The organism is Kaistia geumhonensis, from assembly GCF_030815145.1.
GTDB lineage: Bacteria > Pseudomonadota > Alphaproteobacteria > Rhizobiales > Kaistiaceae > Kaistia > Kaistia geumhonensis.
This window is the reverse complement of the sequence record NZ_JAUSWJ010000001.1, coordinates 1760343-1773036: the sequence shown is the minus strand read 5'-3', so window position 1 is coordinate 1773036 and position 12694 is coordinate 1760343. Positions and strand designations below refer to the sequence as shown.

Below are 12694 nucleotides of genomic sequence, written 5' to 3'. Positions count from 1 at the left end.
CAGCGTTCGCCCTTTTTGGGTGCAGAGTGAGAAAAGCTTTTCTCAGGAGGGGTGGAGCGCATGGCCGAGGGGATGGAACGCGAGGGGATCGCGCCGCGCAAGCGGCCGGTCACGCTGCGCGACGTCGCCGAGGAGGCCGGCGTCAGCCTCGCCACCGCCTCGAAGGCCCTGAACGACCAGGGCCGCATGACCGCCGAGACGCGCGCGCGCATCCAGGAGACGGCGCGCCGGCTCGGCTTCCGCCCGAACGGCCTCGCGCAGAGCCTCTTGCGCCAGCGCAGCTTCACGGTCGGCATGCTGACCAACGACACCTATGGCCGCTTCTCGCTGCCGCTGATGGCCGGCATTTCCGAGGCGCTGGTCGACAACGGCGTCTCGGTCTTCCTCTGCAATGTCGAGGACGATCCGCGCCTCGGCCAGTTGCATGTCGACGCGATGCTGGAGAAGCGCGTCGACGGCATCATCGCGACCGGCAAGCGGCTCGACCGCCGCCTTCCGATCGATCTCTCGCAGCTCGGCGTGCCGGTCATCTATGCCTTCACCGAGCCGGATGCCGATGCGATCGCCTTCGTCTCCGACGACGAAGGCGGCGCGCGGCTGGCGGTGGAGCATCTCGTCCGGCTCGGGCGCCGGCGCATCGTCCATGTGACCGGCCCGGCCCGCTTCGCGGTCGTCCACCAGCGCGCCGCGGCCTATCGCGCGGTGCTTGCGGAGGCGGGTCTTGCCGAGGCGCCCGTCATGATGGGCGACTGGACCGAAAGCTGGGGCCGCGAGGCGGTCGACATCCTGTTTTCGCAGGCAGCCGATGGTCCCGACGCCATCTTTTGCGGCAATGACCAGATCGCGCGCGGCGTGATCGACGGCCTGCGCGAGCGCGGCATCGACGTGCCGGGCAGCGTCGCGGTCGTCGGCTTCGACAATTGGGAGATCGTCGCGGCCGAGGCGCGTCCGCCGCTGACGACGGTCGACATGAATCTCGCCGCGCTCGGCCGCGAGGCCGGGCTGACGCTGCTCTCGCTCGTCGACGGCAAGCCCGTCGAGCCGGGCATCAGGAAACTGCCGTGCCGGCTGGTGGTGCGGCAGTCATGCGGTCGTCCGCCGGGCGACCAGTAGGAAATCCTCGTCCGCCCTGCAGGAGGAACATGCGGGGCGGCGATCAACCGGGAGGGAAGACGAATGAAGCATTTCAAGGGACTGGTGGCGGCGGGCGCCGCGCTTATGTCCATGACCGCGCTCGCCTCGGCAGCCGAGACGGCCAATATCTGGGTCCGCGCCGACGGCTCGAACTTCATGCCGCAGATCGTCGAGGCATTCAACAAAAGTCACGAAAATCAAATAAAACTCGACATTATTCCGAACGCGGAGCTGGTCCAGAAATACGCGACCTCCGTCGCGGGCGGCACCGCGCCCGACGGCTTGTCGCTCGACCTGATCTACACCCCTGCCTTCGCGGCTGCCGGCCAGCTCGAGGACATCACGGACTGGGCGAAGGGCTTGCCCTATTTCAAGGACCTGTCGCCCGCCCATGTGAAGACCGGCACCTACAAGGACCGCATCTACGGTCTGCCCTTCTCGGCGGACAGCTCGGTCCTGATCTGGAACAAGGACCTCTTCAAGAAGGCCGGTCTCGACCCCGACAAGGGGCCGACCAACTGGGCGGAGATCGAGGCCGACGCCGAAAAGGTCAACGGGCTCGGCGGCGACATCAAGGGCTTCTACTTCTCGGGCGCCTGCGGCGGCTGCAACATCTTTACCTTCACCCCGCTGGTCTGGGCGTCGGGCGGCGAGATCCTGTCCGAGGACGGCTCCAAGGCAACCCTCACCGATCCCAAGCTGCGCGAGGCGATCGACTTCTATCGCGGCATGATCGCGAAGGGTCTGGTGCCGGAGGGCGCCCAGACCGACAACGGCTCGAACTTCTTCGCAGCCTTCGCGGCCGGCAATATCGGCATCGCACCGTCGGGCGCCTTCGCCATCGGCGCGCTTAACACGCAGTACAAGGATCTCGACTACGGCGTCACCTTCCTTCCGGGCAAGGACGGCGGCTGGTCGTCCTTCGCCGGTGGCGACAACTTCGTCTTCACCAAGGGTACGCAGAAGGCCAAGGTCCTGCAGGAGTTCCTCGACTTCGCCTATTCGCTCGAGGGCCAGACCCTGCTCGCCAGCCGGGGTAGCCTCCCGGTGCGCAACGACATCGCCAAGGAAGCCCTGAAGGACCTGGATCCGCGCTACCAGATCGCGGCCGAGGCGATGGCCAAGGGCAAGACGCCCTATTCGGTGGTGTTCAACGACATCATCAACTCGGCCAATGGCCCCTGGGCTCAGATGATCAGCGAAGTCTTCTACGGCGATGACGTCGACGGCGCGATCGCCAACGCCCAGGAGACGATGCAGGGCATTATCGACGGCGCCGGCAAGTAATCGGCGAACCGTCCGGACGGGGGCGCGCCGTGCCCCCGTCTCCCGATCGGGCCGCGCCTGGTCCCTGCCAGAACGCCTCTCCAGGAGAGCGCCATGTCTTCCATCCCATCGAGCGCGGCAAGCGGTCCGGCACGAGCGGCGCGAAAGACGCGGACCGACCGCAGCCAGTGGGTCGGCCTGCTCTATATCGCACCCGCGATTGCGCTGGTGACGGTGTTCTTCGTCATCCCGCTCGGCATGACCGCCTGGATGTCGCTGCACAACTGGCCGCTGATGGGCGGGCACAGCTTCATCGGTCTCGACAACTATGTAGCGATCGCCAAGGACACGCGCTTCTGGAACGCGCTCAAGTTCACGCTCTACTACACGGTGATCATCACCATCGCGATCTTCGCCGTCGCCTTTCCCCTGGCGCTGTTCGTCGAGCGGCCGGGCAAGATGACGGGCTTCTACCGGACGTCGTTCTTCCTGCCGGTGGTGGTCGGCTTTGCGTCGGCGAGCCTCTTGTGGTCATGGCTGCTCAATGTCGATTCCGGCCTCTTCAGCCCCGCCGCCTACCAGCTTGGCCTGACGCCGAAGAAGGTCAACCTGATCGCCACATTCGACACCGCCTTCTGGTCGGTCATCGTCATGGTGGTCTGGAAGGTGGCCGGCTTCACCATGGTCATCCTGATGACCGGCCTGCAGTCGATCCCAGGCGACCTGACCGAGGCGGCCAAGATCGACGGCGCCAATGCCTGGCAGCGCTTCACCCAGATCACGCTGCCGCTGATGCGGCGGACGCTAGCACTGGCGCTGATCCTCTCCGTCGCCGGCTCGATCCTCGCCTTCGACCAGTTTTACATCATGCTGCGTGGCGGCCCGCGCAACTCGACGATCACGGCGGTCTACTGGATCTTCAACCAGTCCTTCGTGTCGTTCAAGCTCGGCTACGGCGCGGCGCTGTCCATGGTGCTGCTCGTGATCCTCGTCGTTCTCAGCCTCATCCAGCTCCGCCTCTTGCGCAATCCGGAGGGCACCTGATGGCCGCCGCCACCATCGCCGCCGATCGCGGCTCGCTCGGCCGGTTCCTCGCGCGCCATTCGATCGGCCTGTTCCTGTCGGCGATCTTCATCGCGCCGATCTTCTGGACGCTGCTGTCCTCGCTGAAGCCGCCGCCGGAGGCGCGGCAGCCGCCGCTGCCGCCATGGCCGACGACCGGCTTCTCGATCGAGAACTATGTCGCGCTCGACAGCTTCGGCGCCGGGCTCTGGCATTCGGCGCAGAACAGCATCTTCGTCTCGGTCTCGAGCGTGCTGCTGACGGCGGTGATCAGCCTCTTGGCCGGCTATGGCTTCTCGCGCTTCACCTTCCCGTTCAAGAACCTCTTCTTCATCATGATCCTCTCGACGATCATGATCCCGTTCCAGTCGATCCTGACGCCGATCTTCCTGCTGCTTGCGACCTTCAAGCTGCAGAACACGCTGACCGGGCTCGTGCTCGTCTATGTGACGCTGCAGATGCCGTTCTCGATCTTCATGATGCGCAATGCCTTCGACGCGGTGCCCAAGGAGATCGAGGAGGCTGCGCGCATCGACGGCGCGCGCAGCGTGGCGCTGCTCACCCGCATCATGCTGCCGCTGGTCTGGCCCGGCCTCGTCACGGTCGCGCTCTTCGCCTTCCTCAACACCTGGAACGAATTCATCGCCGCGCTGGTGCTGATGACCGACCAGGAGAAATTTACGCTGCCGATCATGATGACGGCGGTGCAGTCGGGCCGCTTCGGCGCCATCAACTGGGGCGCGGTGCAGGCCGGCGTCACGGTCATGATGATCCCCTGCCTGATCCTCTTCCTGCTGTTGCAGCGCTTCTACATCCGCGGCCTCACCGCCGGCGCGGTGAAATAGGCGCGGCCCCCCAACCCGATCCGTTCAAGAAAAGACCCGAGGAGAGATTTCATGACTGCAGAGCCAGCCCCCGCGTCCCGCGAGGCGCCGCGCGCCCGCTTCCGCCCGCCGGCGGTGCCGCAGGTCGATGTCCGCGGCTTCTGGGGCAGCCGCGTCGACGCGGTCGCCGACAAGACGGCCGACATCCTCTATGAGCGCTGCGTCGAGGCCGGCATGCTTGACCAGCTCGATCCGGACCGGCCGGTGCCGGAACTGCGCATTCCCTTCATGTCGATGTCGCCTGCGGCCGTGACGTCGGGCAAGCCGACCTTCACGTCGGGAACCGTGACGACGCAGATGTTCTGGGATTCCGATCTCGGCAAGACGATCGAGACGGCCGCCTATTCGCTCTATCGCAAGAAAAATCCCGAGCTCGAGGCGAAGATCGATGCGGTCATCGACATGTTCGCCAAGCTGCAGCAGCCCGACGGCTATCTGTCGAGCTGGTATCAGCGCATGCAGCCCGGCCTGCGCTGGACCAATCTGCGCGACTGCCACGAGCTCTACTGCGCCGGCCACCTGATCGAGGGCGCGGTCGCCTACTACCAGGCCACCGGCAAGCGCAAGCTGCTCGACGTGATGGCGCGCTATGCCGACCACATCGACACGATGTTCGGCCCCGAGCCCGAGAAGAAGAAGGGCTATTGCGGCCATGAGGAGATCGAGCTGGCGCTGGTGAAGCTGGCCCGTGTCACCGGCAACGACCGCTACATGAAGCTCGCCAAGTACTTCATCGACCAGCGCGGCCAGCAGCCCCACTATTTCGACGAAGAGGCGCTGGCGCGCGGCTCGGACCCGTCGAAGTTCCACTTCGGAACCTATGAATACAACCAGTCGCACAAGCCGGTGCGCGAACAGGACAAGGTCGTCGGCCACGCCGTGCGCGCCATGTATCTCTATTCCGGCATGGCCGATGTCGCGACCGAGTTCCACGACGACACGCTGCGCGTGGCGCTCGACAAGCTCTGGGACGACCTCAACTCCAAGCAGCTCTACGTCACCGGCGGCCTCGGCCCGTCGGACGCCAACGAGGGCTTCACCGCCGACTACGACCTGCCCAACGAGACCGCCTATGCCGAGACCTGCGCGGCGGTCGCGCTCGCCTTCTGGGCAAACCGCATGCTCGGCATGGGGCCGAACCGGCGCTACGCCGACGTCATGGAACAGGCGATCTACAACGGCGCCATCTCGGGCATCTCGCTGGACGGTTCCCTGTTCTTCTACGAGAACCCGCTGGAGAGCCGCGGCCACCACAATCGCTGGAAGTGGCATCGCTGCCCGTGCTGCCCGCCCAATCTCGGCCGCATGATCGCGTCGATCGGCAGCTACATGTATGGCCAGGCCGAGGGCGAGATCGCCGTCCATCTCTATGGCGACTCGACCGCGCGGCTCGATATCGGCGGCAAGGAGGTGCGGCTCACCCAGACGACGCGCTATCCCTGGGATGGAGCCATCGGCATCACGGTCGACGTCGATGCGCCGACGCGCTTTGCGCTCAGCCTGCGCATCCCCGGCTGGTGCCGCAAGGCGTCGCTGAAGGTCAACGGCGAGGCCGTCGATCTCCAGGCCGTGACGATAGACGGCTATGCAAGGCTCGACCGCGAGTGGAAGGCCGGCGACAGCGTGGCCCTCGATCTCGAGCTCGCCGTCGAGCGCATCCACGCCCATCCGGAGGTCCGCCAGGACGCCGGGCGCGTGACGTTGAAGCGCGGCCCGCTGGTCTATTGCCTCGAGGCCGTCGACAACCCGATCTCGCTGAACCGCGTCGCGCTTCCGAGCGATGCGCCGGTCGATGCCCGCTACGAGGACGGTCTTCTGGGTGGCGTCGTCACGCTGTCGGCCAAGGCCAAGGCGGACGCGACGGCCGACTGGGGCGGCACCCTCTACCGCACCGAGCCGCCGAAGAGCGAAGAGGTCGCGATCAAGGCCGTGCCCTATTTCGTCTGGGACAACCGCGAGCCCGGCGAAATGTTGGTCTGGCTGCGCGGCGGCTGATCCGTTTCATCCGGCTCCCTCCCGCCGGATGGAAAACCTGCCGCACCGGGTGATCCCCCCGCCCGGTGCGGCCTTGTTTCGTGCCGGGCCGCCCCCGGGCCGAAGCTCATTTGACCGGCGGCGCCCAGTTCAGGAACAAGCCGATGTCGCCGGGAATTCCGCCAGGGAAATTGATCACCATCGCCTTCAGGTGATAGCCCTGCGGCCGGCCGAACTTCTCGTAGCGATCATAGAACTCGCGGGCCTTGCCCTGCAGCGTCTCCGGCCAGTCCGGCTCCGCATTGTTGATCGCGCGCCCGCCATCGGAGCATAGGCTCGAGGGAAAGCTGTAGACGAGCGCCTCCAGCTTGCCCTCCGACACCGCCGTGGCGACCACCCGCCGCACCATGGCGATCTCGGACTCCGTCACGGTGTGGCGCAGGAAATCCTCGGTGAAGTCCTGCAGCTTGTGCTGCGATTCCTCCCTGGCCTTGGCGCTGGCCTCGGCCTTCTCGAGTTCCTTGGCCAGCATGGCCATCCGCAATTCCTCGGCGCTAACCGGCATTGCATCCCGATCGATCTTCTCTTCGGTCACAGCGATGGTCTCCCCTTCCGACGCCCGAAATCACGGCTGCGCCGCGATGCATGTTTCGTCGACGATATTTTGCTGCACCGCGATGAATCCGACGATACGGATCCAAGTACGCGTCCAGTATATCGAAAAACACGATAACCCGCTAATCAGGATGTATATTGACCGGGATCAAGGTTGCGGAGCGGGTGTATCGTAGAGGACTCGACAGGAATTCAGGGGAGGCGAGGGATGAGCGACAAAGAACGTCGGACCAGCAAGCAGGATGCCGGCACTGCCGCCACCGATGGCGGCGCCGAGGCCCTTTCCCGGAAGGACTACGAGCACCGGCTGGAGAAGCTGCAGGGCGAACTGGTCGCCATGCAGGAATGGCTGAAGCGATCGGGCGCCAAGGTCTGCGTCATCTTCGAGGGGCGCGATGCCGCCGGAAAGGGTGGCGTCATCAAGGCGATCACCGAGCGGGTCAGCCCGCGCGTCTTTCGCGTCATCGCGCTGCCGCCGCCGACGGAGCGCGAGAAGTCGCAGATGTTCGTGCAGCGCTATCTTCCGCACCTGCCGGCGGCGGGCGAAATGGTGATCTTCGATCGCAGCTGGTACAACCGCGCCGGCGTCGAGCGCGTCATGGGATTCTGCACCGAGGACGAGTGCGAGCGCTTCCTCTCCAGTGTCGCCGGCGTCGAGAAGGCGATGGTCGAGTCCGGGATCATCCTCGTCAAATACTGGCTGGAGGTCGACCAGGACGAGCAGACGCGCCGCATCCGCTCGCGCATCGACGATCCGCGCAAGATCTGGAAGCTCTCGCCGATGGACCTTCTCTCCTACAGCCGCTGGTACGACTACTCCCGCGCGCGGGACGCCATGTTTATGGCCAGCGACAGCGAATGGGCCCCCTGGTATGTGGCGGACTCCCATTCCAAGCGTCGCGTCCGCATCGACATCATCACCCATCTCCTGTCGCTGATCCCCTACGAGCCGCTGCCGCACCATAAGATCAAGCTGCCGAAGCGGCAAAAGCCGGGCGACTATGTCGAGATCGAGTATGCGCGGCACCGCGTGCCGCAGGTCGCCTGAGACGGTTGAGCGATCGGTCTCAGCTCACCTTGGGGGCTCAGGTGACGCTGACGGGCTCACGTGACGCTGACGGGTTTGGAGCGGAGGCGGCTCGCCACGGCCGGATCGGCGCGGCGGCAGAGCTGGGGCGGCAGGCCGCGCATGATGAGCTCGGCATCGGCGACGGCCATGCGCCCGATGGCATAGAGCGCGTCCACCGTTCCGCCGGTGCGGTGGGCCGAGAGAATGAGGCCCTCCACCTTGCGCACCGGATCGTCCGGCGCCACCGGCTCCTCCGGGAAAACGTCGGTCGCGGCGCGGATATGACCGGAGCGGACGGCGTCGAGCATCGCGGGAAAATCGACGACCGCGGCGCGGCTCATCAGGAGAAAGGCCGTATCCTTCTGCATCATCGCGAACTCGCGCGCGCCGATGAAATGCTGGTTCTCGCTGGTGACGCTGGCGAAGACGAAGATCACCTTCGACGTCGACAGCACATCCTCCAGCGAAGCGGGACGGCAGTCGGCCCGCTCGATGATCTCGCCGGGCAGCCAGGGATCATAGACCGCGACGGGATTGCGGAACGGACGGATCAGGTCGCGGAGATTGCGGCCGAGATCGCCGAAGCCGATCAGCCCGACCGGCGCGCCGGCGAAGCGGAACGTGTCGCGATTGCCGGCGAGGCCGTATTCCTCGGTCCCCGCGCGCATAGCCCGGTCTGCCGCCGTGATGCCGCGGGCGAGGTCGAGCGCCAGTCCGAGCGCCGCTTCGGCCACCGGCGGGGCGAAGGCCGAGCCAGGCGTGATCACGGGAATCCCGCGCGTCTGGCAGGCCTCGTAATCGACATTCGGCAAGAAATTGGTCTCGACATTGATGATCGCCTTCAGCTTCGCCGCGCGGGCGATGCGCTCCGCGGGCATCGCCGTCTGGCCGAAGATCAGCGCCGTCTCCGGCAGCAGCGCATCGATGGTCGCATCGTCCATCGGCTTGTCCTCGGAGACGACGACGCGCCCGAGCCGTTCCAGCCGCGCCCGCACATCCGGTTCCATGATGAGATCGAGGGTCCGCGGCAGCGGATCGACCAGGATGACGGGGGGACTCATGCGGCGTTTCTCCAGGGATTTTCTTGTCGGCTTCGAAAGCGGCACAGAGGCTAGACCGGATTGCCGCGAAGGGAAATCGCCGCCTCCGCGGTTGCGATGGCTTTTTCGATCCGTCACTCTCGTCGCCGATCGCGGGGAGGAACCGAGCGCGTGACCTCAGTCGATTTCATCGACGCCTTCATCCGTCTCGGGCTCGCCAGCCTGTGCGGCATGCTCATCGGCATCAACCGCGATGTGAAGGCGAAGACGGCCGGCATGCGAACGCTGGCGCTCGTCGCGCTCGGCGCCGGGCTGGTCACCATGGTGGCGGCGACGCATCCCGAATTCAGCGGTCATCCCGATGCCGAGAGCCGCGTGCTTCAGGGGGTCATCCAGGGCGTGCTGGCGGGGATCGGCTTCATCGGTGCCGGCGCCATCCTGAGGCACGGGCGCCACGACGAGGTCGTGCATGGCGTCACCACGGCCGCGACGGTGTGGACGGCCGCCGCGCTCGGCATCGCCTGCGGGCTCGCGCGCTGGCCGCTTGTCGCGGTGGCGCTGTTCTTCGTCTTCCTGATCCTCATCGTCGCCAAGCCGATCGAGCGCTGGATCCTCGACTGGTTCGGCGTCGAGGAAAAGCCGAAGGCGCCTTCTCCGCCGCCGGCAGATGCGCCGCCGGCGGAGAGCCCCTGACTACTGCGCGAAGCTCGCGCCGATATTGACGGCGAGGGCCAGCAGTACCGTGTTGAAGACGAAGGACGCGATCGAGTGGAAGAGCACCACCACGCGATAATCCGTCGTCTTCACGCCGACATCCGAGGTCTGGAAGGTCGCGCCGATCACGAAGGAGAAATACCAGAAGTCCCAGATGCGCGGTTCCTCGTCGCCGGGAAAGTCGAGCCCGCCCGAATCCTTCTGCTCGCCCTCGCCGACCGGGGCGTAATAGAGACGGGCATAATGGAAGGCGAACAGCGCGTTCAGCACCGACCAGCCGAGCGGGATCGAGACCAGCGCCGTCGCGAGATGGAACGGCGGCGGCGAGCCTTTCTCGCCCAGCATCGCGAAAATCGAGAAGAACGAGAACATGATCGCGCCGAGCGTCAGCGCCATGATGATCATGATGCCCTCGTCCTCCGTGCGGGCGCGGGCGCGCAGCCGCTTGATATCGGCATGGAAGGCCATGGTCAGCAGCGCCGCGAAATAGACCGCAAAGAACACGTCGCCGGCGGCGACGGGCGCCAGCTTGGCGTCGAAGGGCGCCACGGCGCCATATCCGGTGATGGCGGCGAGGACGGCGATATAGAAGCGTCCGTGCTGGCGGACATGGGTGGGGAGGAGGGCGATCGCTGCGGCTCCGGAGTGGAGCGGTGCGGCATCCCCCGAAGACGCCCCGCTTATTCGACGAAAACGGTCACGCGGTCGGACCGACCGGCCGAATCGACCACCGAGAGCGTAACGAATCCCGGCCCGTCCGGCTCGTAGCTTTCCGAGCGGGCAAAAGGCGTCTGCGCGATCGGCGTGCCGTTGGCGAACCAGGTGAAGGGCGGCTTGCCGTTGCGGATCTTGATGACGAGCGGTCCGGGATCGCCGGCACGGATGCCGAGATCGACCTGGACGCCATCCGGCGGGAAGGCGATCTCCGGCCGGTCGGGCGCCTTGCCGGCCACGAGATCGGGCGTGCGGAAGCGCTTCAGCGGCGCGGGAAGATCGCCGTTCTGCGCGATCAGCGCCCCGAATGGCGCGGGCCGCAGCGGCGCACGGTCGCCGCCGATGCGGTCGAAACTCTCGAACAGGATCGGCGCCGCGGTGCCGATGCCCGAAAGGCCCGGAACCGGCGCGCCGTCCGCGCGGCCGACCCAGACGCCGATCACATAACGACCATCGAAGCCGATCGACCAGGCGTCGCGATAGCCGTAGGAGGTGCCGGTCTTGTAGGCGATGCGGCCGCGGGCACCGATGGTGGGCGGCGGCACGTCGGCGAGAATGTCGGAGACATACCAGGCGGCGAGGGGCTCCAGCACCGGCGCGCCCTCGGCAGCCGCCAGCGCCGGCCCGGCGCCGTCATGGAGCGCGATCGGCCGGCCGCCGCGGGCGAGCGCAGCATAGAGCGAGACCAGATCCTCCAGCGAGATGCCGACGCCGCCGAGGCCGATGGCAAGGCCCGGCGCCGAGAGATCGGGCAGCTTCGGCCGCGCCGCCGCCCGCTTCAGCCGCGCCACCAGCCGCGCCGGACCGACCGCGTCGAGCACGGTCACGGCCGGGATGTTGAGCGACTGCGTGAGCGCATCGTGGATGGTCACTGTGCCACGATAGAAGCCGTCGAAATTCACCGGCGCATAGCCACCGAAAGCGCTCGGCCGGTCCTCGATCAGGCTCTGCGGATGGGCGAGGCCCTGTTCGAAGGCGAGGCCGTAGATGAGCGGCTTCAGCGTTGAGCCGGGCGAGCGGATCGCGCGCGTCATGTCGACGAAGCCGTTGCGCGAGCCGTCCATGAACCCGGCGGAGCCGACCGAGGCGACGATGTCGCCGGTGACATGGTCGGCGACGAGGATCGCGACCGAGGCCTTCGGCCCGACCTTGGCGGCGCGGTCGGCGGCGAGCTGCTCGAGCTTCGCCTGCAGGCGCGCGTCGATGGTGAGCGCCAGGACGCTCGCCGACGGTGCGGCGCGGCGCGCCGCGTCGCCGAGATGGGCGGCGAGCATGGGGAAGGTCTTGCGCGCGGTGGCGATCCGCTCGGTGCCCGCCGCCGAGGCCGTGTCGGCGTCGATGAGGCCCGCGGCGACCATGCGGCCGAGCACGCGGTCGCGCGCCGCCCGCGCCGCTCCGGCATCGCGGTCGGGCCGCCGCGCCTCGGGCGCCTGGGGCAGGGCGACCAGCAGCGCCGCCTCGGCGACCGTCAGGCGCTTCGGTTCCTTGCCGAAATAGGCAAGGCTCGCGGCGCGGATGCCTTCGAGATTGCCGCCATAGGGCGCGAGCGCCAGATAGAGCGAGAGGATCTCGTCCTTCGACAGGCGGTCCTCGATGACGCGCGCGAAGAGCATCTGCCTGAGCTTGCCGAGTGGCCCCCGCGTCGGCGTCCCGTCGATGAGCCGCGCCACCTGCATGGTCAGCGTCGAGCCGCCGGAGACGATCTGGCCGCTCCGCGCCATCTGCAGCGCCGCCCGACCGATCGCGCGCCAGTCGATGCCGTGATGCTCCTTGAACCGCCGGTCCTCATAGGCCTGCAGCATGGCGATGAAGGCCGGATCGACATCGGCGAGCGCCACCGGCAGCCGCCAGCGTCCATCGGCGATGGTATAGGGCCGCAGCAGCCGACCGTCGCGATCGACCACGACGGCGGAGGTCGGCACCGCGTCCGGCTTCGGCACGGCCGGCAGGGTCTTCCCGATGTCGTGCACCACCCCGGCGACAAAGGCCGCCGCGAAATACAGGGCAGCTCCGAGAGCGAGGCCGCCGATCGCCAGCCTCCGCGGCCATCGCCGTCCTCGCCCGCCCCTTGCGGGCGAGGGTTGGAGTGCGGGGGATGGCGGGACCGGGCCCGACGCTTCGGGAGTTGCTCCGGCGCTGGCGCCCCCCTCTCCATCTCTCCCCCACGAGGGGGGAGAGGGCTCGGTCGCGGCCGGCATCGATGGGGTTCTCGCCGAGGGCGA

11 protein-coding genes are annotated in these 12694 nt (G+C 67.1%); 7 read left to right on the top strand and 4 right to left on the bottom strand.

Annotated elements, in window-relative coordinates; genetic code table 11:
• Positions 1-60 precede the first annotated feature (60 nt).
• From QO015_RS08395 to QO015_RS08375, 5 genes are all read left to right on the top strand, one after another.
• Complete coding sequence (locus QO015_RS08395; protein WP_266280110.1) at positions 61-1113, top strand: LacI family DNA-binding transcriptional regulator; 1053 nt, start codon at positions 61-63, stop codon at positions 1111-1113.
• A 105-nt stretch (positions 1114-1218) separates the two neighbouring features.
• Positions 1219-2421 (top strand): ABC transporter substrate-binding protein, encoded by a 1203-nt coding sequence (locus QO015_RS08390; RefSeq protein WP_266282401.1) that lies wholly within the window; start codon positions 1219-1221, stop codon positions 2419-2421.
• Positions 2422-2514: 93 nt separating this feature from the next.
• Positions 2515-3444: a carbohydrate ABC transporter permease gene (locus QO015_RS08385; RefSeq protein ID WP_266280112.1), complete on the top strand. Its 930-nt coding sequence runs from the start codon at positions 2515-2517 to the stop codon at positions 3442-3444.
• Positions 3444-4307: a carbohydrate ABC transporter permease gene (locus QO015_RS08380; protein WP_266280114.1), complete on the top strand. Its 864-nt coding sequence runs from the start codon at positions 3444-3446 to the stop codon at positions 4305-4307. The genes QO015_RS08385 and QO015_RS08380 overlap by 1 nt, the downstream gene beginning before the upstream one ends.
• 51 nt (positions 4308-4358) lie before the next feature.
• Positions 4359-6341, top strand: coding sequence for a glycoside hydrolase family 127 protein (locus QO015_RS08375; RefSeq protein WP_266280115.1), 1983 nt, complete (start codon positions 4359-4361; stop codon positions 6339-6341).
• Positions 6342-6447: 106 nt separating this feature from the next.
• Here QO015_RS08375 and QO015_RS08370 read toward each other — a convergent pair whose 3' ends face one another.
• A complete protein-coding gene (locus QO015_RS08370) occupies positions 6448-6858 on the bottom strand; it encodes a histidine kinase (RefSeq protein ID WP_266280116.1) in 411 nt (136 codons plus the stop codon).
• 285 nt (positions 6859-7143) lie between these two features.
• Here QO015_RS08370 and ppk2 point away from each other — a divergent pair, with 285 nt between their 5' ends.
• On the top strand, positions 7144-7983 hold the full coding sequence (gene ppk2, locus QO015_RS08365; RefSeq protein ID WP_266280117.1) for a polyphosphate kinase 2: 840 nt from the start codon (positions 7144-7146) through the stop codon (positions 7981-7983).
• Positions 7984-8039: 56 nt separating this feature from the next.
• On the opposite strand, the gene QO015_RS08360 is transcribed toward ppk2, so the two are convergent.
• Positions 8040-9065, bottom strand: a complete 1026-nt coding sequence (locus QO015_RS08360; protein WP_266280118.1) for a hydroxyacid dehydrogenase — start codon at positions 9063-9065, stop codon at positions 8040-8042.
• Positions 9066-9215: 150 nt separating this feature from the next.
• Between QO015_RS08360 and QO015_RS08355 the strand changes: the two genes are divergently transcribed.
• Positions 9216-9737, top strand: a complete 522-nt coding sequence (locus QO015_RS08355) for an MgtC/SapB family protein (RefSeq protein WP_266280119.1) — start codon at positions 9216-9218, stop codon at positions 9735-9737.
• On the opposite strand, the gene QO015_RS08350 is transcribed toward QO015_RS08355, so the two are convergent.
• Both QO015_RS08350 and pbpC read right to left on the bottom strand, forming a co-directional pair.
• A complete protein-coding gene (locus tag QO015_RS08350; RefSeq protein ID WP_266280120.1) occupies positions 9738-10307 on the bottom strand; it encodes a DUF1345 domain-containing protein in 570 nt (189 codons plus the stop codon).
• Positions 10308-10438: 131 nt separating this feature from the next.
• The gene (gene pbpC / locus QO015_RS08345) at positions 10439-12670 is read right to left on the bottom strand and encodes a penicillin-binding protein 1C (protein ID WP_370877408.1); all 2232 of its coding nucleotides are present in this window, start codon (positions 12668-12670) and stop codon (positions 10439-10441) included.
• Between the last annotated feature and the right edge of the window lie 24 nt (positions 12671-12694).